The sequence below is a fragment of the Peribacillus sp. NPDC097675 genome (assembly GCF_050277655.1).
Taxonomy (GTDB): Bacteria; Bacillota; Bacilli; order Bacillales; family DSM-1321; genus Peribacillus.
In genome coordinates, this window is sequence record NZ_JBNNSK010000002.1 from 275,365 (window position 1) to 297,843 (window position 22,479).

Below are 22,479 nucleotides of genomic sequence, written 5' to 3' on the forward strand. Positions count from 1 at the left end.
CTTCTACATTAAACGCCACCGAACCTGCGTGAACGTTTTTGGTACTCCTCGACAGCCTGCAGTAAGTGCTCTCCACTAAAGTCCGGCCATAATACATCCGTAAACCACAGCTCTGTATATGCCGACTGCCAAAGCATGAAATTGCTCAACCTTTTTTCACCGCTTGTGCGGATCAATAAATCTGGGTCCGGCAAATGTTTGGTCATTAAGTAGCTGGATACCATTTCCTCAGAAACATCTTCCTTGATTATACCATTTTTCGAATCGTGAATGATGCTATTAACTGCCGTGACTATTTCCCCTCGGCTTCCATAATTAAGAGCAAAGTTCAAAATCATACCGTCATTATTTTTCGTATCCTCCATCGCTTGTTTAACTGCTTTTTGAGTATGGGACGGAATTAATGATAAATCCCCCATCATCTCCACCCTTACATTTTCAGCTATAAGTTCAGGCAGAAATGTACCAAGAAACTCCTGTGGTAGCTTCATTAAAAAATCGACTTCGCTTTTTGGGCGCTTCCAGTTTTCCGTGGAGAACGCATAAACGGTCAATGTCTTTATTCCTAGCTCATTGGATATTTTCGTAATCTTACGAACAGTTTTCATTCCTTCATGATGGCCTGCTACACGTGGCAATGCACGTTTTTTAGCCCACCGACCGTTTCCATCCATAATAATGGCAATATGTTGAGGAACATTAGACTTTTTAATATGCTGGATCCTACTTGCTACATCGGAAGAAGCATCTTTTTTAACGAAACGCTTCCATAGTGAATACATATGTTAGTCCCCCATTAGGTTGTACTTATCTCTCTACAAATGCAAAATTTACGTGCACTATGTATATTTATGGATTCTAAAAAAGAACAGAATCTATATTATAATATCAAAAAAAAACTTGTTATCATATTATTATTATTATGAAAATATTTTCTTCATTAGAAGTTGGAAAGAAATTATTATTGGATGCCTTTCAAGGTTTATATAGCGAAAGGACAAAAAAGGACCTCCTCCATCGTTTTCAAGCTCTTACTAACTCAGGCGTAATCATAATCGGAGAAACCTTATTATAACAGTTTTCTCTTTTTAACACACCTATATGTTAGTACAAGACATGACCACAATGGATTCGGCCCTTTTTTTTATAAATTTTTAAAAGTGGTTAGACTTCCAAAATTTCTTTTTCTTTATCTTTTGTAATATCATCGATTTTCGAGATGTTGCCATCTGTCATCTTTTGAATATCATCTACATAGCCACGCAAATCATCTTCTGTGATTTCACCATTTTTCTCAAGCTTTTTCAATTCATCGTTAGCATCACGACGTACATTACGGACTGCAATTTTCGCTTCTTCCGCTTCTTTCTTAACGACCTTCACAAGATCTTTTCTACGTTCTTCCGTTAAGGCAGGAATGGCAATTCTGATTATTGAACCATCATTAGAAGGATTCAATCCTAAATCTGATTTCAGAATAGCTTTTTCAATCTCACCCAATATTGTTTTATCATAAGGTTGGATGACTAAAAGTCTTGCTTCAGGTACTGAAATACCTGCCATTTGGTTAATCGGTGTTTGAGAACCGTAGTAATCAATAGAGATTCTATCAAGCAATGAGGCGTTTGCCCTTCCGGCACGGATGCTGGCTAATTCACGTGTGTAAGCTCCAATGGCTTTTTCCATTTTCGTTTTCGCATTCGAAATAACTTGTTTCGGCATCTTTTATTTCCCCCTTACAATAGTTCCAAGCGTTTCACCTAATACAGCACGCTTGATATTACCTTTTTCCATAATAGAGAAGACAATCAATGGAATATCATTGTCCATGCATAGCGATGACGCAGTAGAATCCATTACTTCTAATCCGTCTTTAATCACATCAAGATATGAAAGCTCATCATACTTCACGGCATTTTTATCTTTAACCGGATCAGCATTGTAAACGCCATCCACATTATTCTTCGCCATCAAGATGACATCAGCTTCAATTTCCGCTGCACGTAATGCGGCAGTAGTATCCGTTGAAAAATATGGATTACCTGTTCCTGCTGCAAAAATCACGACTCTTTTCTTCTCTAGGTGTCTGATAGCACGTCGTCTAATATATGGTTCTGCTACTTGTCTCATCTCGATGGAAGTTTGTACGCGTGTTTCAATGCCAAGTTGATCCAGGCTATCTTGCAACGCCAATGAGTTCATGACTGTAGCCAGCATGCCCATATAGTCAGCATTTGCACGATCCATGCCCATTTCACTACCGATTTTTCCACGCCATATGTTCCCACCGCCGACAACTACAGCTACTTCTACATCCAATTCAGCTACTTCTTTAACTTGCTCAGCAATTGATTTTATAACGGCTGGGTTAATTCCAAAACCATCTTCACCAGCCAAAGCTTCACCACTGAGTTTTAATACGACACGTTTATATTTAGCCATGAGAACCTCCAACTATGTAATCTATTTGTTCGTCCATCATGCTCATTCTTGCTTATAAACCAAAAATCCATGATTTTTCAAAAAAAAGGGAACACCATAGTGTTCCCTATTTAATCATTTTCTTACAATCAATTAGTCTTTTTTAACTTGGTTCATTACTTCTTCGGCAAAGTTTTCTTGACGTTTTTCAAGACCTTCTCCTACTTCGTAACGTACGAATGAAAGGATTTTTCCGCCTAGAGCTTCAACGAATTGACCTACTTTTTGATCTGGGTTTTTAACGAATGCTTGTTCGTTCACACAGATTTCTTCGTAGAATTTGTTAATACGTCCTTCAACCATTTTAGCAACGATTTTTTCTGGTTTGCCTTCGTTTAGGGCTTGTTGAGTAAGAACTTCACGTTCGTGCTCTAGCTCAGTAGCGTCTACTTGGTCACGAGAAACATATTTTGGATTAATAGCTGCGATGTGCATAGAAACACCTTTAGCTGCTTCAGCATCAGTTGTGCCTTCAAGAACAGTAAGTACGCTGATACGTCCACCCATGTGAAGGTATGCGCCAAATGCATCACTGTCGGTTTTTGAAACAACTTGGAAACGACGTAGAGTTAATTTCTCACCGATTTTTGCTACTGCTGCATTGATATGATCAGCAACTTTTGCACCATTTTCCATTGTTTGCTCAAGAGCAGCTTCAACGCTTTCAGGCTTGTTAGCCAATAAGAATGCAGCTAGTTCTTTAACAAGAACTTGGAACCCTTCATTTTTAGCAACGAAGTCAGTTTCAGAGTTCACTTCAAGAATTACTGCTTGGTTTCCGTCTACAACGATAGAAGTTAAACCTTCAGCAGCGATACGGTCGCCTTTATTAGCAGCTTTTGCAATTCCTTTTTCACGAAGGAAGTCAATTGCTTTATCCATATCTCCATCAGTTTGTACAAGAGCTTTTTTACAGTCCATCATTCCAGCGCCAGTTTTCTCACGCAATTCTTTAACTAATTGTGCAGTGATTGCCATAATATAAATCCTCCTCAAATTAAATGCGGTTTATTCAGTCTTTACCCATTTTGCCAGATAATACTTGTTTTTAACATCAAAAACAACAAATCGCAGCATTTTTTTACAAAAAAACATCCATTAGTCATGGTACTGACCAATCAACTTGATTATCACCAGTTTCAAAATCAACCGTGAATTGAAAAGCACGGGATTTATGTATGCTTACTTTAGTGCAAAAAAAAGGGATAAAAGGCATTATCCTCTTATCACCTTTTTTTCTCACTTAGTTAAGCAACTCTGTCCACTATTAAGCAGTAGTTGTTTCAGTTGCTGTTTCTTCGCCTTGTTTAGCTTCTAAGATAGCATCTGCCATTTTACCTGTTAATAATTTAACAGCACGGATTGCATCGTCATTCGCAGGAATAACTACGTCGATTTCATCCGGATCACAGTTTGTATCAACGATACCAACAAGTGGAATGTTTAATTTGTGTGCTTCCGCAACAGCAATACGCTCTTTGCGAGGGTCGATAACGAAGATCGCATCTGGAAGAGTCTTCATATCTTTAATACCGCCTAAGAATTTCTCTAAGCGATCCCATTCTTTTTTAAGTTGGATAACTTCTTTTTTAGGAAGCACTTCGAAAGTTCCGTTAGCGTCCATTTTTTCGATATCTTTAAGACGATTAATACGTTTTTGGATTGTTTCAAAGTTTGTTAAAGTTCCACCTAACCAGCGTTGGTTTACATAGTACATACCAGAACGGATAGCTTCTTCTTTAACTGATTCTTGAGCTTGTTTTTTAGTACCTACGAAAAGAACAGTTCCACCGTTAGCAGCTAGTTCTTTAACGAAGTTATAAGCTTCTTCAACCTTTTTAACTGTTTTTTGAAGGTCGATGATGTAGATGCCGTTACGCTCAGTGAAGATATATTTCTTCATCTTAGGGTTCCAGCGACGTGTTTGGTGTCCGAAATGCACACCAGCTTCAAGCAATTGTTTCATAGAAATGACTGACATTTTAGTTCCTCCTAAATGGTTTTGTTTTTCCTCCGCTCCGATCATTTTCCTACAGAAACTGTATAAACAGCACCATCTGCTAGAATCACGGGCGTGTGTATTAACACCATTTCATAATATATCATACTCAAGGAATACAATCAAGCAATATTTATCTATTCATTTTGAACTTTAATAAAAGCTCTATTTCCGTTTGGCCTCTATTCAATTTTTTTGCAATTTCTTCAATAGAAAGACCTTGCTCCCTTAGATAGTCAACTTGTTCATTTAGTGATAATTCCTCTAAAGAATCCTGCAACATGGCTGAGAAATCTTTTTCAACTACCTGGGCTATTTCTTTGGATAATAAACCGGAAGCATCCGATGAAAGCTCAAGCTTGTCTTTCACTCCGTCAGCAGGCTTAAACTCTCCATCAGTTTCACTCTGGTTCTTATAAGCATTCGCTGCCTGCTTTTTCGCCCCGGTAAGACTTGGTTCTTTTAAGAGGGGCATCAATTCCTCTGATGGTGCTGCCTCTTTCACTACAGATCGACTTTTTACAATTACCTGCTCTTTGATTCTATTCTGATTTGTTTTCGCACCAGCTTGTGTAACTGCCTTTATCAACGCTTCGTTATCTTCCTTCATTTCCATTAAATAGCCTGTTAGTAGTTCTTCCATCTCCATTATGACTGCTTTTTGTTCCTTTTCTAGCTTGCTTAATCGATTTTGTCTAAGATATAAAACAATAACGGCGAAAATCGTGAATATGTTTAGACTAAAAAGGAGAAACATAAAAATTCCTGACATGGTGCCTCCTCTTAACCGGAATAGTCGATACTCTTACCTTTATAGGGATGGGGATCTATATTCACTGTTGTTTTTTTCTTATTTTCTTTCTTCCTCTGCTGTTGGAGAAAAGGACCTTTGTCCGCACTTCCTTCTTTTTCATAAAAATGAGCAGGAAGTTTTTGTTCTTCAGCCATAACAGTAGTTTGTTTTCGTTCGTCTTCCTTTCGGCCCTGAGTGGTGTCATGATCCTGTTGTATTAGATTTTTTTGTAGAAGTTGCTCTTGGATTTTTCCAGCATCTTGGGTTCTAGGAAGGGCAATTTGCATTTCAATCGCTTTTAAACTCAACAGCCACCCACCCCCATATATCCTTTCAACTTTCACTAATCATCTGTAAGTGTTACTGATGGGTTATCCTGTTTCTCCTGATGACACCATATGTTTGGAAAGGTTTGCCCACAAATATTTTAGCCTTGCACACAAGTTCCAGAAAAAAAGCTGTATGAAAGATGAGAGCCAGCTTAGTTTTTTTTATCCTGCATGGCATTTCTAAGTTTAAATATCGCCCTTGAATGAATCTGCGATATCCTGGATGTAGAAAGGCTCATCACTTGTCCGATTTCTGTCAGCGTAAGTTCTTCTTTATAAAAAAGTTGTAATACCAACTGTTCTTTCTCGTTTAGTGTTTCTATACCTTTCGCTAGCTCTGCGTACAATTCTTGTTTTAAAACATTTTCTTCAGGTAAATCTGCTTTTTCATCTTTTATATGGTAATTCGTTCCTTCTTTGTCATCCTGCTCTTGTGGATTTTCATCCATAGATAAAACATTTGCGAAGAAGTGCTCATTCATTGCAACATATACTTCATCTTCTGGAATATTCAATTCAGATGCAATTTCTTTGGGTGTAAGGTTTCGCATATATTTCTGTTCCAATTTTTCAATAGCTGAATCGATTTTTTTTGCTTTATCTCTCGCACTCCGGGGCAACCAATCCTCTTTCCTTAAACCATCCAAAATGGCACCACGAATTCGGAATGAAGCATATGTGTCGAATTTCAAATCACGATTTGGATCAAAGCGTTCCAAGGCATCAAATAAGCCCATCATCCCTAAGCTCCTAATGTCATCACGACTGACATTCCTAGGAAGGCTGACTGATATACGTTGGACATGGTAAGACACAAGTGGCACATATTTCTTCACCAATACGTCCCCTGCTTGCGGGTCCCTGCAGTCGACCCAATTTTTCCAGCATAACTGTTCTTCTTCGATAGTCAGTTGAGACATGGGACTTCCTCCTAACATTGTTTACGTTTTGTAGTCAAAACGGTCCTTGAAGGCTCTAGGTGCAACAATATTTGATTGCAGTGTTCCCGTCACTTTCCAGCTGTGCCATTCCCTATACCCTATTAAATATTTCTTGTTCCTTTATTTACGGTCCGGATATTAAGCATGCACTCCGTCAAATTGAATTCAATTGTCCTACCACTATTACCGCCGACATCTTCCGAAACGACTTGTATACGTAATTCTTCCAATTCCTTCTTCACAGCTTCCACATTTCGGGGCCCTATTCTCATTAAATCCCCTCCAGATGCAAATTGAAACATTTGAGCACCGCCAGCCATCTTGGCTTTTAGGAAATTCGGCCTTGCTCCTTGTTTAACGAGGCGTTCGACCAGCTCCTTCACTGCTGTATCCGCAAACTTTGCAATATTAATTTGTCCGGACTTAGCGAGTGAAGAATCGGGCAACATGACATGCGCCAGACCTGCAATCTCTTTTTTCTCGTCATAAATGACGACCCCTACACATGAACCAAGTCCCGAAGTACGAATGGAATAGGGAGGTTTCACAATATTCATGTCTGCTATCCCCACTTTAACAACTTGGATTTGCAATAGATCAGCCATTTATTGTCACTCCTAAAGCTGCAAAAATAGTATCAAAGGAATCGGGATCAGGCAGTAAAAAGAAATGACCGTTTATAGTCTCAGCAAACCTTTCATCCTGTGCAAGGACGGTATCGATCACAATGGCAGAATCACTTACTTGAGATAATTCCAGTAACCCATAACTGATTGTCGCTCCCACCATATCGATGTTCAAGGATGGAACGGAAGGATATAAGTTTAATCTGGTAAAGTCCGACAAGGAAGAAAGATAGGATCCCGATAGGATATTCCCTAATTCCTGAAGGCAAGAAAGCTCCAATTCAGAATGGGGTGGTGAATCTATGGAAAAGGTCTCATCCCCAATCATCTGTCGAATGAAGTACTCTGCCACAGGTAACGAAAGGATAAAAATCATGCTTCCAGTGGCATCTCCTTCAATTCTCAAGAAGACACTCGCCACAACGTGCTCTGCGCCTCCCGCCAATTCCATCATTTCATCAAAGGAAACTACCCGGACATTAGGAACATTCATATCTATTTTTCTATTAAGAATGGCAGAGAGAGCAGTAGCGGCATGTCCAGCCCCAATATTTCCGATTTCTTTTAAAATATCAAGGTGGATAGGGTTGATTTTATCAATAAATGACATCTCTTTATCCTTCTTTTCTCACGATTTCATTTTCTTCGAGACTTAGAGCCTTCTCCAGATTAATTAATACAAGCAAACGTTTTTGAATTTTAGCAACACCACTAATATATTCTGAAGCTAAGTGGCCGACTACTTCCGGTTGAGGCTCTATGCTCTCCACTGGAATATCGAGCACATCATTGGCAGAATCGACAATTAAGCCTACTTCCATGTCATCTAGGACGACAATGATGATTCTTGTGGAATCATTATATTCCACCTCTTCAAAACCAAAACGGATCCGTAAATCGATAATAGGCGTAATCACACCCCTTAAATTGATTACTCCTTTAACAAATGGAACAGCCTTGGGCACTCTTGTTATATGCAAAAGCTTTTCAATCCCACTTACTTTTTCCACCGGAATGGCATATTCTTTGTCTTTGATTTGAAACACAATTACTTTTATATCTTGAACAGGACTTGTTGTCGACATTCAAGTACCCTCCTCTTTTTACCTCTCAACCACATTGCTGCTCCATCCATCAGAACTTTTCCCAGATGGTAGAATCTCTATGAAGCAAGCCTATTGGTAGGAAGGAATGTAGTTCATATCTATATTCCGAAATGGTTAGTGAATCAATGCATTGCAATCAACAATCAAGGCTACCTGGCCATCACCCAAAATCGTTGCTCCAGAAATGGCAAAAGCAGTTGATAAATAATTACCTAGTGATTTTAATACGATTTCAAGTTGTCCAATAAAGGAATCTACTACGAGTCCGGCCATCTTATCACCTTTCCTGACAATCACGATTGACAGAAACTCTTCTTCTTCATTTTGTACAGGCACTTCGAAAATATCTTTCAAGAACAGAAGTGGCAGCACTTTTCCCCTAAAGTCAATTACCTGTTGATTATGGGCATTCATGATATCTTCTTTTTTAATAATGGCGGTTTCTATAATAGAAGAAAGAGGGATTGCATATTTTTCTTGTTGAATTTCAACTAGCATGACGGAAATGATAGATAGCGTCAACGGAAGCTGAATGAGGAATATGGATCCTTCATTTTCCTTAGAGTCGATTGTTACCGATCCACCCAACGATTCAATCGTGTTCTTCACCACATCCAACCCTACACCACGACCAGATACATCCGAGATGGTATCCGCTGTTGAGAACCCTGATGCGAAAATCAATTCATAAATTTGCTTATCCGTTAATGTTACAGCCGTTTCCTTTGTTAGTATCCCATTGGAAAGGGCTTTGTTTAAAACACGTTCTTTATTAATACCGGCTCCATCATCCTCGATTTCAATAAACACATGGTTGCCGCTATGATAAGCCTTTAAAAGGATTTTTCCTTCTTCTTTTTTCCCCTTAGCCCGACGTACTTCAGGCGTCTCCACTCCATGATCCATGGCATTTCTTAATAAATGGACAAGTGGATCACCGATTTCATCAATAACCGTACGGTCCAATTCCGTTTCAGCCCCGATAATTTCTAAATCCACTTTTTTATTTAGGTCTCTGGCTAATTGGCGTACCATTTTAGGGAAACGATTGAATACTGTTTCCACCGGGACCATGCGCATGTTCAACACAATCGTCTGCAAATCACTTGTTACACGCGACATTCTTTCCACTGTTTCATGCAATTCCTGGTTATCCAAATCACTCGATATTTGATCGAGTCTACCTCTATCGATAACAAGTTCTTCAAATAAGTTCATTAAGATATCAAGTCGCTCGATATTTACTCGGATGGTCTTACTTGGGGCATGCTTAACCAATTTTTTTTCTTCTTTAATATCAGTTGAAGGTGGATTATCCGTGGCTTCCTTTGGCTTTTTATCGGCGGCCTTTTTTTCTTCTTTAACATTTGCGGCATGACGGAGTTCATCAAGATTAAGGGCCTTTATATCAACGACTTCCACTTCCGAAACCTTCATGATTTTTTTCTTGGTCTCTTCGATTGATTCATTTGTAACCAAGGTAACAGTAAACTTCTGGTCAAACTGTTCTTCCTCCAAAAGTTCAGCAGGTGGATTAGATTTTATCACCTCACCGGACTTTTCAAGAACCTCAAACACCATAAAAACTCTAGCTGCTTTCAAAAGACAATCATCACGCAAGCTGATTGAAATTTCATAGCTTTTGAAGCCTTGTTCCTTGGATTGTTGCAGCACAGTCATTTCGAATTCATCATATTCGCCCATCATCGCTTCTTCCATTTTTTCGCTGGAAGAGGTGGCAGCGGCAGTTTCATTGACTGCAGAAATATCCAACGATTCACCTTTTTCAATTTGTTGCAGTTTTTGTACCACGTTCGTCACATCACGTTTTCCATCTCCACCTTCAGCAATCGACATGACAATCGCTTCTAGATCATCCACCGCTAAGAATATTACGTCGAACAATTCAGGAGTGAGGATGATTTTACTATTCCGAATCGCATCCAAAACATTTTCCATTTTATGAGTTAAATTCGCTAAATCCTCATATCCCATCGTCGCCGACATTCCTTTTAAAGTATGGGCTGAGCGGAAAATCTCATTAACTATCGAAAGATCATTCGGGTTTTTCTCAAGTACCAACAGCTGTTCACTACACGTTTGAAGATGTTCTTTGCTTTCTTCAATAAATACTTCTAAATACTGATTCATATCCATACGATCTCCACCTCCATTTGTTAGCAATAGCCGATAATTGCTTTAGCTATTTTATCTACATCCTCTATACTATCTATTAAATTGGTAGCTATCGCCGCTTTTGGCATACCAAAAACAATGGATGTCTCCTGTGACTCAGCTATTGCCTTCAGGGGACCATTTGCTTTCAATTTAGCAAGTCCGCTTGAACCATCCATTCCCATCCCGGTCATGACAACGGCTATTTTTGCTAAATCCGAAATTTCACTTACTGATTCAAATAGCACGTCCACCGATGGTCGGTGCCCATTTCGGAGCTCGGATTGGTCCAATTCAACCGCGAGGCTCTTCCCGATTTGTTTAACTTTGAAATGGTATCCACCAGGAGCGATATATGCTATTCCTTTTTGAATCAATTCCCCATCTTCCGCTTCCTTTACTTGAATCCTGCATAATGAGTTGAGCCTATCTGCTAAAGACTTTGTAAAGCTGGGCGGCATATGCTGAACAATCAAGATAGGAGCATCTAGATTTCCAGGAAGTCCTGTCAATACTGTCTGCAAAGCTCTTGGTCCTCCCGTTGATGTACCAATAACTACTATCTTTTTATTCCCATGGAACCAGTGATTTATGTTTTTTTCGATAATATTATTTTCTTTTGCTTCTATTTTACTATATTTTTTCCATTCTAAAGGACTTCTTTCAACATTTCTAGCATTATTTTGTAGTTTGTGAACATTTGCAAAACTAGCTGCCATAACTTTCTCACACAGCTCTTCCTTAATTTTGTACATATCCAACGAAATAGCACCCGATGGTTTAGCTATAAAATCGACGGCACCGCTATGCATGGCAATACATGTATTGTCCTTCCCTTTCTTCGTCGTGCTCGATAGCATCACAACCGCAGTCGGACATTCTTCCATAATTCGATTCAATGCTTCCAATCCGTCCATAACCGGCATTTCCACATCCAAGGTAACAACATCAGGATTCAATGATTTTATTTTCATTAAAGCATCTTTACCGTTTCTAGCCGTCCCAATGATTTCAATTCTGTTATCTTCTGATAAAAGTTCTGAAATCAGCTTCCTCATAAATGCGGAATCGTCCACTATCAGCACTTTAACTTTGTCCATATAAGGAAACCTACTTTCTAAGAAAATATCGTTTCATATTTTGTAGGAAATTGCTTTTTTGTATAACCGGATCTTCACCGGATGTATGATTTACATATCTAGATGTGATTTCGGATAGAGACTTAGAAACATCACCTTCAGGATAAGAAAGAATAAAAGGAATTTGCCTTGAAACCGCTTTGGAAACTGATCGATCATCCGGTAGATACCCCAGTGCAACCAGCTCTGTGCCTAAGAATTTTCGTAGAGCATTTCGAATCCTATCTATTGTTTCTTTGCCTTCCTTTTTGGTGAATACTCTATTGCAAACGAGAAAAAATGGGATCCTATTATTTACAGAACGAATGTATTTCATCGTGGAATAGGCATCCATTATGGAAGTCGGTTCTGGAGTTGTGATGATAATTAATTCATCTACACATAAAAGGAATTTCACCGAGTCCTGTGTGATACCCGCCCCCATATCAAATAATATATAATCATAGTTCTCAATCAGCGAACCAAATTCTTCATTAAAACGTGCAAATTTATCTTCATCTAGAGAAAAAAGATTAGTGAGTCCAGTGCCACCTGTAATGATAGAAATTCGTTCCGGACCTGGAGTCATGATATCTTGCAAGCTTAAACCATTTTCAAAAAAATCAACAATGCTGTATGGAGAATGCTGTCCGGTCAAAATATCTATATTCCCCATTCCGATATCCATATCAAACAACAGGACCCTTTTTCCAAGTTTCGATAAGGAGATTGCAAAGTTCAAAGAGAAGTTGGATTTACCAACTCCACCCTTCCCACTCAAAATGGCAAGTGTCTTGGCCAATGAATGTTTTTTTTGCATTTCGAGTCTCCTTCTCAGGTTTTCAGCTTGATCTTTCATAATCTTTAGCTCCAAAAACCATCTTCAATAAATTGGACGATGTCGCTTTTTCAATATCATCTGGTACGTTTTGTCCATTAGTTATATAAGCGGCCCCCAATTTATGAGCATGGATAAAATTAAAGATCGAACCAAAAGTTGACGTTTCGTCCGCTTTCGTAAAAATGACCTGCTTAATGGGAATCGTAGTAAATTGTCGATAAATATCTTCCATATCCTTTTGCTTCGAGGTCAACGACAGCACCAAATACGTTTCCATTTCATCTGTGAAGTGGATGATTTCTCCGAGGTCTTTAACATACTGTGGATTGCGAAAGTTCCTCCCAGCTGTATCTATAAATACATAATCATAATGCGAAAAGCGTTCCGTCGCCCTTTTAAAGTCTTCTAGGTTATAAGCCACCTCAATTGGAACATTTAAAATCTTTGCATATGTCTTCAATTGATCAATGGCTGCAATCCTATACGTATCAGTCGTAATGAATGCCACTTTCTTTTCATGCTTCAGCATGGTCTCTGCCGCTACTTTGGCTAAGGTTGTTGTCTTACCTACGCCTGTCGGTCCCACAATATTAATATATTTCTTTTGCAGACCAGGCTGGCCGTTTGGCACTTGCTCTATTAGTTTACGCAAAGATGCTTCTAACCAGCTTCTAATTTCTTGATCAGTGGTTTCCTCTTTAGTAGCAAACCATTTATCAAGCAACTCATTCATGATTTGCGAACGGATTACCGTTTCCACTTCCTGTTCGGTGAGATACTCATAAATCTGTTGTAATTTATCCGGATAATGGGTAACAGAAGGAATTTGTATGTTTCGTATCATCCCTTTTAATCCTTCAATTTCTTTTAAGAGCTCATCCTCTGCCCGGTTGACTTGTTTTGGTACAGACGGCTCACGGATATCTGCTACCGAGTTCTCAAGTATCGTTTTAGTAGGCAGCTTCTTCTCTTTTTGTTTAGTTACGGGTTGAGTGGGCTGTGATACCGGATCGATGGCTGCCATGACTTCTATATTCCTTTTCTTGAATAAACCTAGAAAACCACCGGTATATACCGCTTTCGAGCTTAAGATAACCGCATCATTGCCTAATTCTTCCCGTATTTGCTTCATGGCTTCAGACATGGAAGGCGCCATATATTTTTTTACCCTCAATCAATATTCACCACCCCTACACTTTGTACTTCTATATTCGATTCAAGTTCATTGTAAGAAAGTATCGGTACATTAGGAAAATAACGTTCTGTCAATTGCCGAGCATACATCCGCACAGCCGGAGAGCAAAGCAAGATCGGTTGATGATCCATTAACGTCAGCTCTTCCAATTTAGCAGCGATTGCCTCCAGTATCGATTGTGATATGGTAGGATCGAGCGACAAAAAGTTACCATGTTCAGTTTGTTGTACCGCATCTGCAATCGCCTTCTCCACTTTTCCCGATAGAGTAATGACTTTTATCTGATTTTCTCCTGAGATAAAGGAATTTGTAATTTGTCTCGCTAAATTCTGGCGTACGTATTCAGTAAGCAAATCCGTATCTGTAGATAACTTACCGTAATCTGCAAGTGTTTCAAATATGATTGGTAAGTTCCTTATCGAAATTTTTTCTTTCAATAGCTTTGCCAATACCTTTTGGACATCCCCTATCGACAATGGATTAGGAGTGACTTCCTCGACAAGAATTGGCGACGTTTCTCTAAGATGATCAATTAATTGTTTCGTCTCCTGCCTGCCCAAAAGTTCATGAGCATTAGCTTTGATGACTTCCGTTAAATGCGTGGATACCACGCTCGGAGGATCGACCACGGTATAGCCCATCATCTCGGCATGTTCTTTCATGTCTTCCGTAATCCATTTTGCCGGTAGCCCAAATGAAGGTTCAACCGTATCAATTCCTTCTATTGTATCGTCTTCTATGCCTGGACTCATGGCTAAATAGTGATTCAAAAGCAATTCTCCATTAGCAATTTCATTACCCTTGATTTTCAAACGATACTCATTAGGGTTCAATTGGATATTATCCCGAATCCTGACGACCGGGATGATGAGCCCCATTTCAATCGCAAGCTGCCTACGGATCATCACCACCCTATCGAGAAGGTCTCCTCCCTGATTCGTATCGGCCAGAGGAATAAGTCCGTAACCAAACTCAAATTCGATAGGATCGACACTCAATAGGTTTACGACGCTTTCAGGACTTTTCATCTCGTCCGTTTCCAGTACTTCTTCCATTTCCTGAATTTCATTTTCATCAGGCTGTGGTGTTTTGGAAATGACATACCCTCCCAATACCAATAAAGCTGCAATCGGTATCGTGAATACATCCGAAATCGGAGTGAATATTCCCAATAGGAATATCGTTGCTGCTGTCAAGTACAGCATTTTAGGAAATTGGAATAACTGCCCAACGATATCCGCCCCTAAATTACCATTCGAGGCTGCACGTGTCACGACAATCCCTGTTGCAGTTGAAATCAGTAATGCCGGAACTTGACTGACAATTCCATCGCCCACCGATAACATGGAGAAATGGATAGCTGACTCACCAAAGCTCATGTCCAGTTGCATGACACCGATAATCATCCCAAAAATCAAGTTGATGATGACGATGATGATTCCGGCGATGGCATCACCTTTTACAAACTTGCTCGCCCCGTCCATGGATCCATAAAAATCAGCCTCGTTGCTGATTTTTTCACGTCTTGTACGTGCTTCGCCTTCGGAAATCATTCCAGCATTTAAATCAGCATCAATCGCCATCTGTTTCCCAGGCATCGCATCCAGCGTGAATCTTGCTGCTACTTCCGATACCCTTTCGGAACCTTTCGTGATGACAATAAAGTTGATAATAACCAAGATGATAAACACTACTAACCCTACAAGCACATTCCCTCCGACCACAAAAGAGCCAAAGGTTTCCACTACACCACCAGCATCCCCATAAGTCAGAATGGCGCGAGTCGTGGACACATTCAATCCGAGCCTGAATAATGTTAATAATAAGAGCAGGGATGGAAAGATAGAGAACTCAAGTGGCTCTTTCATATTCATCGTAGTCAATAGAACTAACAGCGCAAGAGATATATTTAAAAGAAGTAAAATACTTAACAGCCAAGTCGGTAATGGAATGACCAGCATGGCAACAATCATGATGACACTTGATATGACAACTAAATCTCTTGCTCGCATGTTTTTCTCTCCTAACTAACAGGTAACAATCTACCTTTTAAAGCTTGCCTTTCGTTTTATAAACAAAGGCCAGTATTTCTGCGACTGCCTTAAAAAATTCTTCCGGTATCGCCTGCCCAACGTCGGCAAGATCATATAATGATCTTGCCAACGGTCGATTTTCCACCATGACGACATCGTTTTCTTTTGCGATATATTTAATCTTCTGAGCAACGAAGTCTACACCCTTTGCCACGACAAAAGGAGCTTCCGCTTTATTTTCATCATATTTTAAAGCAATGGCAAAATGCGTCGGGTTTGTAATGACGACGTCCGCATTCGGCACTTCCTGCATCATTCGCTGAGCAGCCATCTGGCGTTGCTTTTGCTTAATCTTTGATTTAATGAGCGGATCGCCTTCAGAATTTTTATATTCATCCTTAATATCCTGCTTAGACATGCGGATATTTTTTTCAAAGTCATATTTTTGATACATATAGTCCAATAGTGCAATGAACAATAAAGCCACGGCGGCATAATAGCCTACTTTAATCGTAATATCCGCCAATGTTGCCATTGCATCTGCCACAGATATCTGTGATAAAATCATAATCTCTTCCATACGGTTCCAGAGTACATAAAAAGCAACAAAACCAACAAATGATATCTTAAGTATGGATTTCAATAACTCAACAATGGCTCTCATGGAAAAAATCCGCTTAAATCCTTTAATGGGGTCCAATTTTTCAAGCTTGAACTGAATCGATTCCGTAGAAAACATAAAACCAACCTGCATTACGTTGGCTAACACCCCAGCTACCACCGCTGCCACAAAAACAGGACCTAAAATAAGTCCCATCTCCATAAGGATCTCAATCAAGATAACTTGCATGTTTTCTTCACTAAAGTCGGTAATCGTGAAGTCCTGTAGGTATTTCCTAACAAGGGTAAACAAATGATTGTACATGAACGGTCCCATCATAAGCAGAACCGAAAATACTGTAATCAGATTAATTGCTGTATTAACATCCTGACTTTTGGCAACTTGTCCTTTTTTCTTTGAATCCTGACGTTTTTTCGGGGTCGCCTTTTCGGTTTTTTCACCGGCGAAAAACTGTAAATCCAGATGTATCCATTCCATTTTCATAAGCCCCCGATCAGCTGCATTAACTGACGCATCGTCAGGAGAATGAAATTAAATAGTTGTGTCACGACCGTCATCATCATTCCCATGACAATGATAACTACGGATAAACCCACGATGATTTTCACAGGTATACCGACAACAAATACGTTTAGTTGAGGAACCGTCCTTGCTAGGATGCCGAGCGTGACGTCCACTAAAAATATGCTTCCCACTACCGGGATGGCCATTTGAAAAGCAATCATAAATGCTTTACTGAATGCTTTGGCTAAGTACTCTATTATTGATTGATCGCCGAATGGCACGTATAACTGGTCAATTGGGATGAATTGATAGCTATAGAAAATCCCATCCAATAGCAAATGATGACCATTTGTACTTAGAAGAAACAATAAGGCAATCGTATATAAATATTGTCCCATCAAGGGACTTTGAGCTCCTGTTTGAGGGTCAATAACATTCGCTATCGAAAATCCCAGTTGAAAATCGATCAACCCACCGGCAATCTGGACTGCGGATAATATCATATAAGCTGCAAACCCGATGAAAAGTCCTACGAGCGCTTCCTTTATGATCAATAAATAAAAGGTGACATCCAAAGCCAGAACCGGTGCATCGATGGTATAGTACATAATCCAAGCCAGGAAAACTCCCAACCCAACTCTATGTTGTATTGGGATAGACCGATACGAAAAAATTGGCATGGCCACGAAAAAGGTTGTGACTCTAACCACCATTAATAGAAATGCAGGAAAGTAAGGGAATATTTCATCCATACTCTAACCTACAAATCGATTCAAATTACCGAATATATCATTGGCATAGGATAATAGATGGCTAAGCATCCATGGAGCGAGTAAAATAAGGGCCAATAGAACTGCCACTATTTTTGGAACGAAGGCCAATGTCTGCTCCTGAATCTGGGTTGTGGCCTGAAAGATACTTACCAACAAACCGACGACAAGAGCGATCACCATCAGCGGTCCAGCTATAATCAACACCATATAAATACCTTTTTCGGCTACATCAATAACATAATCTGCACTCATCTTTTCTCACCTGCTTAAAAACTCTGTAATAACGACTTCACTACTAAATACCAACCATCAACAAGAATGAAGAGAAGGATCTTGAATGGAAGGGAAATCATGACCGGCGGTAACATCATCATCCCCATGGACATCAGGACACTTGCAACGACCATATCAATCACTAGAAAAGGGATGAAAATCATGAATCCTATCTGAAAAGCCGTTTTAATCTCACTGATTGCAAATGCTGGTACAAAGGCAGTCAATGGGACATCCTGTATCGTTTCAGGCTGTTTGACCTTGGCATAGTCTAGAAATAAAGCCAGATCTTTCTGCCTCGTATGAGCACTCATAAACTCCTTAAATGGCATCGCTGCTTGTTCATACGCCTCTTCTAAATCGATTTCTTCATTAAATAAAGGAGTTAGTGCTTTCTCATTCACTTCCTGGAAAGTGGGAGCCATGATGAAAAAAGTCATGAAAAGGGCCAATCCGACCAGTACCTGGTTCGGCGGCATTTGCTGCGTCGCTAGTGCCGTCCTGACAAAACTGAGTACAATGATGATTCTCGTAAAACATGTCATTAAAATCAGTATGCTCGGTGCAAGTGATAGAACCGTTAAAAGAAGGACTAACTTGACGGAAGTAGAGACACTAGAGGGATCACTGTTGTTAAAAAACTCCATGAACTCATTCATTCTTTGTCTCTTCCTTTCCTATCAAGCTCGTTCAACAGCTTCTTCCTGCTTTTAGACATTTTATCGAGCTGACTCTTGAACTCAGAGGAAAAATTAGTAGTCTCGGTTTCATTTTTTTTCGACCATTTACTTTTCAGCTTTGCCATAAGGTCTCTTGGTTGGATCATCTGGTCCATTTTTTCATTGTAATCTTCTATCAACCGTTCATATTCTTTCGGGTCATCTATTTCCTTTAACAGTTGGATGTTTTCGCCAACACCTACAACTAAAATTCTTCCGCCAACCTTCACAAGTTGAACAGATCGATTTGCCCCGAGGCTCGTTCCTCCCAAATTCTCTACCGAATTAGCTTTTTGATACGTTTTACCTTTCTTTCCTACAAACCTCAATACGATATAGAGAAGCGCAACTACAAATATGGTAGCGAGAATCATTCTAAGGAATTCCCAAACCGTTATCCCCACTTTTTCAGGATTTGTTGCTTGATCGGTAGATGGGGAATTGCTAGATTGAGAGTCTTTTGATTTATCGGTTTTATCCGTTTTTGAATTTACTGGCTCATAAAAATTCTTTACTGTGTCATCCAGATTTTCGGCACTGGCCTGAATGGCCCCGCCAAAAAACAAGGTGAGCACTAGTGAGACTTGAAGCCACTTTTTAAAAGCAAACAATATGAAGACACCCTCTTAGTTAGCTTAGTGCTTTATTTATGGCTTCCAATACACGATCTGCCTGGAAAGGTTTAACAATGAAATCTTTAGCTCCCGCTTGAATTGCGTCGATGACCATTGCTTGTTGTCCCATTGCGGAGCACATGATGACCTTAGCTTGAGGGTTCACCTTTTTAATTTCCTTTAATGCAGTAATCCCATCCATTTCTGGCATGGTGATATCCATCGTTACAAGATCCGGGTGCGTTTCTTTATATTTTTCAACGGCTTGGGCGCCGTCTGCTGCTTCCCCAACAATCTCAAAACCATTTTTAGAAAGGATATCCTTGATCATCATTCTCATAAATGCTGCATCGTCTACAATTAAAATTCTATTTGCCATTTTTTCTTCCCCCAAATTTATCTAATTTTTTTTAATCGGTCGCTCTGACTCATAATATCTGTAACTCGAACACCAAAGTTTTCATCAATGACAACAACTTCACCTTTGGCGATTAACCGGCTGTTTACAAGTATATCAACAGGTTCCCCGGCCAGTTTATCCAATTCGATGATTGAACCGGATGACAATTCCAGGATTTCCTTGACTGAACGTTTGGTCCTTCCAAGCTCTACTGTTACTTGAAGAGGAATGTCCATCAGCATGCTAAGATTCTTCGTTTCCGATTCTTGAAGCTGGTAAGGCTGAAAACTTGTGAAACTAGCTGGTTGTACATTTACGGGTTTTCCGTTGGTTACGGTTGGTGCGCCAAAATGCTGCGGTTCATTTGGCATCTGATACGTCTGTTGCTCCTGATAAGGAGCTTGTCCAAATGGATCTTGGGTCGGCTGATTTGAAATGGGATTCTGTGATTGAGCCATCTCTTGTGTAGGAATACTCTGTGGTTGACTATTAGCCACCTGTTCCATTTCCTTTTGTAGTTCGGCAGGTTCACTTTCACCTGCCCCATTCAATAATTCATCGACCAATCCTTTTGCAAACTCTAAGGGCAATAACTGCATAATACTTGAATCAATCAAATCACCTACTCGCAAACGGAATGATATCTTTGCAAATAAATCTTCGTTCGGGATTGCATCTTCGCCCTCACCGTTCAAGAAATTGAGTAAATCGACACTTGGCGGTGAAATATCAACCTTTTTGCTGAAAATGGTTGACATGGAAGTCGCAGCGGAGCCCATCATTTGATTCATCGCTTCCTGGACTGCACTTAATTGGATTTCCCCTAACATATCTGAAGGACTCAATCCATCACCACCAAGCATTAAATCAGCGATGATTGCTGCATCACTTTGCTTGATGACCAACATATTGATTCCCGAAAAGCCCTCAGTGTACCTTACTTGTATGGCCACATACGGCTGTGGAAACTCCTCCGCTATCTTACCCTTTTCAATTATGGTAACGGTTGGGGTCGTGATATCCACCTTTTGATTCAATAAGGTGGATAATGCCGTAGCTGAACTTCCGAAAGAGATATTACCAATTTCACCTAATGCATCCAGTTCCATTGCTGATAAATAATCGTCAATCGAAATTGAGCTCCCCCCTTCTTCTATATCTTCTGTTCCTTTTAAGAGGGCATCTATTTCGTCTTGTGAAAGCATTTCATCACTTACCATCTTCGTCTCCCCCTTTCAAAATATCAAGAATCTGGATGGCGTGTTTTTTACCTATCTTGCCTGGTTGTCCACTATATTTTGGAATTCCTCCAACTTTAATTAGTAAAGGTTCATCGATTGCCTGATTTAAATCGATAACATCGCCTACATCGAGTAACAGAAAATCCTGAATGGTAATATCAGTGGTTCCAAGCTCGGATATAATCGGCAGGTCTGAATTCCTAATACGCGTTTCCAAAACCTTGATTTCTTCAGGCAGTCTTTCTTTTTGGGAAGTTTCCATCCAGTAGTGAGCAGATAACTTCGGTATAATCGGTTCTAATACGACGTGCGGTATACATATATTGATCATCCCGCTTGTTTCACCTATTTGGGTATTCAGCGAAATGACGACAACTGTATCATTGGGTGAAACTAGCTGTAAAAATTGAGGATTCACTTCGAATTCCGTCATCACGGGTTCGATTTCGACAATCGTTTCCCATGCCTCTTGTAAATTTTCAAAAGCTTTCTCAAAGAGATTCGACATGATTTTCGTTTCAATTTCCGTTAGACTATCGACTTTATTGGCACTGACACCCCTACCACCCAAAACACGATCCATCATGGAATACGCAATATTTGGATTGACCTCAAGTATGATTCGGCCATCCAACGGGGGGACCTCGAACACATTCAAAATTGTCATTTTTGGTATCGACCGTATAAACTCTTCATATGGGATTTGATCAGCCGAAGCAACAGATATTTGAACATAGGTCCTTAGCTGTGCTGAAAAATATGTTGTCAAGAGACGTGCAAAATTATCATGGATCCTTGTTAAGCTCCTGATTTGGTCTTTTGAGAACCGAAGCGCCCTTTTGAAGTCGTACACTTTCACCCTTTTTTCTATTTCTTCTTTCTTTAAATCGTCTGCATCCATTTCTCCAGTAGAAATGGCTGAGAGTAATGCATCAATTTCATTTTGAGATAATATTTCCCCAGACATTTGTATTCACCTCCAAAACTTCCCCTTCTTAATTTAATGAAGTCAGGGTGTTCTTATTGAAGAATCGAGGAGGTTATATAAACCTTTTCAACTTTTCCTTCTTCCATTAATTCATTAATTTTAGTTTTTAACGTATTCTGAAGTTTTTCCTTGCCCTTTTTACCTGTTAACTCCTGGGCTTTCATTTCGGACAATTCGGTAATGATGATGTTTTTCACCTGAAAGTTCCTTTTTTCTAGCTCTTCCTTAGCCTTTTTATTATCTGTCTGGACCATAAATGAAATTTTAATATAATCATTGCCAGCTAGATTCGTTGTGATCTCAGGAATTTCAACAGAAGATTCGACAATCTCATCTATGCTTGGCTTGCCCTCAGTAGATGCGGGTTCAGATAACTTCGTAACAACCACGACCGCTATGACGCCAACTAGGGTAATCGCCACCAACATAATTAGAATAATCGTCAATAGCTTTTTTTTCATACTCTTTCCTCCCCATCTTTGTGAAATCCGAGAACATTCACCGTACGATAAAATTGAATGATGGCTTGAATCATTTCCTCTTCCTTCTCGAGCACCACAATTTTCTTGCCATTTGTAAAAGTGATGGTCGTATCCGGCAACGACTCGACCGTATCTATGTACAATGCATTGATATGAAAGTTTTTGCCATTCAGCCTCGTGACTTTAATAATAATATGTAGGAGCCAGAGCAAATCAGCACCTGGCT

General features: G+C 39.7%; 26 protein-coding genes. All 26 read right to left on the reverse strand.

The window, feature by feature from the left end:
- Positions 1-8 precede the first annotated feature (8 nt).
- On the reverse strand, positions 9-782 hold the full coding sequence (locus tag ACQKL5_RS04560; RefSeq protein WP_427606830.1) for an isoprenyl transferase: 774 nt from the start codon (positions 780-782) through the stop codon (positions 9-11).
- A gap of 382 nt (positions 783-1,164) precedes the next feature.
- Positions 1,165-1,722 (reverse strand): ribosome recycling factor, encoded by a 558-nt coding sequence (frr, locus tag ACQKL5_RS04565; RefSeq protein WP_427606831.1) that lies wholly within the window; start codon positions 1,720-1,722, stop codon positions 1,165-1,167.
- 3 nt (positions 1,723-1,725) lie between these two features.
- Complete coding sequence (pyrH, locus tag ACQKL5_RS04570; protein WP_402967968.1) at positions 1,726-2,442, reverse strand: UMP kinase; 717 nt, start codon at positions 2,440-2,442, stop codon at positions 1,726-1,728.
- Between the two features lie 132 nt (positions 2,443-2,574).
- The gene (gene tsf / locus ACQKL5_RS04575; RefSeq protein ID WP_427606832.1) at positions 2,575-3,459 is read right to left on the reverse strand and encodes a translation elongation factor Ts; all 885 of its coding nucleotides are present in this window, start codon (positions 3,457-3,459) and stop codon (positions 2,575-2,577) included.
- A gap of 289 nt (positions 3,460-3,748) precedes the next feature.
- Positions 3,749-4,462: a 30S ribosomal protein S2 gene (gene rpsB / locus ACQKL5_RS04580; protein ID WP_402868377.1), complete on the reverse strand. Its 714-nt coding sequence runs from the start codon at positions 4,460-4,462 to the stop codon at positions 3,749-3,751.
- Positions 4,463-4,613: 151 nt separating this feature from the next.
- Positions 4,614-5,252, reverse strand: coding sequence for a DUF6115 domain-containing protein (locus tag ACQKL5_RS04585; protein ID WP_427606833.1), 639 nt, complete (start codon positions 5,250-5,252; stop codon positions 4,614-4,616).
- Between the two features lie 11 nt (positions 5,253-5,263).
- Positions 5,264-5,560, reverse strand: coding sequence for a hypothetical protein (locus tag ACQKL5_RS04590; protein ID WP_427606834.1), 297 nt, complete (start codon positions 5,558-5,560; stop codon positions 5,264-5,266).
- A 194-nt stretch (positions 5,561-5,754) separates the two neighbouring features.
- Positions 5,755-6,522, reverse strand: coding sequence for a FliA/WhiG family RNA polymerase sigma factor (locus ACQKL5_RS04595; protein ID WP_427606835.1), 768 nt, complete (start codon positions 6,520-6,522; stop codon positions 5,755-5,757).
- Positions 6,523-6,644: 122 nt separating this feature from the next.
- Positions 6,645-7,148 carry a chemotaxis protein CheD gene (locus ACQKL5_RS04600; RefSeq protein WP_427606836.1) on the reverse strand — a complete coding sequence of 168 codons (504 nt, stop codon included), beginning with the start codon at positions 7,146-7,148 and terminating at the stop codon, positions 6,645-6,647.
- Positions 7,141-7,779 (reverse strand): chemotaxis protein CheC, encoded by a 639-nt coding sequence (locus tag ACQKL5_RS04605; RefSeq protein WP_427606837.1) that lies wholly within the window; start codon positions 7,777-7,779, stop codon positions 7,141-7,143. The genes ACQKL5_RS04600 and ACQKL5_RS04605 overlap by 8 nt, the downstream gene beginning before the upstream one ends.
- A gap of 4 nt (positions 7,780-7,783) precedes the next feature.
- On the reverse strand, positions 7,784-8,254 hold the full coding sequence (locus ACQKL5_RS04610) for a chemotaxis protein CheW (protein ID WP_427606838.1): 471 nt from the start codon (positions 8,252-8,254) through the stop codon (positions 7,784-7,786).
- A gap of 135 nt (positions 8,255-8,389) precedes the next feature.
- Positions 8,390-10,432 carry a chemotaxis protein CheW gene (locus ACQKL5_RS04615; RefSeq protein WP_427606839.1) on the reverse strand — a complete coding sequence of 681 codons (2,043 nt, stop codon included), beginning with the start codon at positions 10,430-10,432 and terminating at the stop codon, positions 8,390-8,392.
- A gap of 20 nt (positions 10,433-10,452) precedes the next feature.
- A complete protein-coding gene (locus tag ACQKL5_RS04620) occupies positions 10,453-11,550 on the reverse strand; it encodes a protein-glutamate methylesterase/protein-glutamine glutaminase (protein ID WP_427606840.1) in 1,098 nt (365 codons plus the stop codon).
- A gap of 10 nt (positions 11,551-11,560) precedes the next feature.
- Positions 11,561-12,388, reverse strand: coding sequence for a MinD/ParA family protein (locus ACQKL5_RS04625; RefSeq protein WP_427606841.1), 828 nt, complete (start codon positions 12,386-12,388; stop codon positions 11,561-11,563).
- A 22-nt stretch (positions 12,389-12,410) separates the two neighbouring features.
- The gene (gene flhF / locus ACQKL5_RS04630) at positions 12,411-13,583 is read right to left on the reverse strand and encodes a flagellar biosynthesis protein FlhF (protein WP_427606842.1); all 1,173 of its coding nucleotides are present in this window, start codon (positions 13,581-13,583) and stop codon (positions 12,411-12,413) included.
- Positions 13,580-15,616 (reverse strand): flagellar biosynthesis protein FlhA, encoded by a 2,037-nt coding sequence (flhA, locus tag ACQKL5_RS04635; protein ID WP_427606843.1) that lies wholly within the window; start codon positions 15,614-15,616, stop codon positions 13,580-13,582. Before flhA ends, flhF begins: the two co-directional genes overlap by 4 nt.
- 37 nt (positions 15,617-15,653) lie before the next feature.
- Positions 15,654-16,736 carry a flagellar biosynthesis protein FlhB gene (flhB, locus tag ACQKL5_RS04640; RefSeq protein WP_427606844.1) on the reverse strand — a complete coding sequence of 361 codons (1,083 nt, stop codon included), beginning with the start codon at positions 16,734-16,736 and terminating at the stop codon, positions 15,654-15,656.
- Between the two features lie 2 nt (positions 16,737-16,738).
- Positions 16,739-17,515, reverse strand: a complete 777-nt coding sequence (gene fliR, locus ACQKL5_RS04645; protein WP_427606845.1) for a flagellar biosynthetic protein FliR — start codon at positions 17,513-17,515, stop codon at positions 16,739-16,741.
- A 3-nt stretch (positions 17,516-17,518) separates the two neighbouring features.
- On the reverse strand, positions 17,519-17,788 hold the full coding sequence (gene fliQ, locus ACQKL5_RS04650) for a flagellar biosynthesis protein FliQ (RefSeq protein WP_402967920.1): 270 nt from the start codon (positions 17,786-17,788) through the stop codon (positions 17,519-17,521).
- A 14-nt stretch (positions 17,789-17,802) separates the two neighbouring features.
- On the reverse strand, positions 17,803-18,468 hold the full coding sequence (fliP, locus tag ACQKL5_RS04655; RefSeq protein ID WP_427606846.1) for a flagellar type III secretion system pore protein FliP: 666 nt from the start codon (positions 18,466-18,468) through the stop codon (positions 17,803-17,805).
- Positions 18,465-19,139 carry a flagellar biosynthetic protein FliO gene (locus ACQKL5_RS04660; RefSeq protein ID WP_427606847.1) on the reverse strand — a complete coding sequence of 225 codons (675 nt, stop codon included), beginning with the start codon at positions 19,137-19,139 and terminating at the stop codon, positions 18,465-18,467. Before ACQKL5_RS04660 ends, fliP begins: the two co-directional genes overlap by 4 nt.
- A gap of 19 nt (positions 19,140-19,158) precedes the next feature.
- Positions 19,159-19,521: a response regulator gene (locus ACQKL5_RS04665; RefSeq protein WP_063231856.1), complete on the reverse strand. Its 363-nt coding sequence runs from the start codon at positions 19,519-19,521 to the stop codon at positions 19,159-19,161.
- 17 nt (positions 19,522-19,538) lie between these two features.
- The gene (gene fliY / locus ACQKL5_RS04670; protein ID WP_427606848.1) at positions 19,539-20,762 is read right to left on the reverse strand and encodes a flagellar motor switch phosphatase FliY; all 1,224 of its coding nucleotides are present in this window, start codon (positions 20,760-20,762) and stop codon (positions 19,539-19,541) included.
- Positions 20,752-21,750 carry a flagellar motor switch protein FliM gene (fliM, locus tag ACQKL5_RS04675; protein WP_427606849.1) on the reverse strand — a complete coding sequence of 333 codons (999 nt, stop codon included), beginning with the start codon at positions 21,748-21,750 and terminating at the stop codon, positions 20,752-20,754. The genes fliY and fliM overlap by 11 nt, the downstream gene beginning before the upstream one ends.
- 53 nt (positions 21,751-21,803) lie before the next feature.
- Entirely contained in the window at positions 21,804-22,232 is a 429-nt protein-coding gene (gene fliL / locus ACQKL5_RS04680; protein WP_427606850.1) for a flagellar basal body-associated protein FliL, read from the reverse strand.
- Positions 22,229-22,444, reverse strand: a complete 216-nt coding sequence (locus ACQKL5_RS04685; RefSeq protein WP_427606992.1) for a flagellar FlbD family protein — start codon at positions 22,442-22,444, stop codon at positions 22,229-22,231. Before ACQKL5_RS04685 ends, fliL begins: the two co-directional genes overlap by 4 nt.
- Between the last annotated feature and the right edge of the window lie 35 nt (positions 22,445-22,479).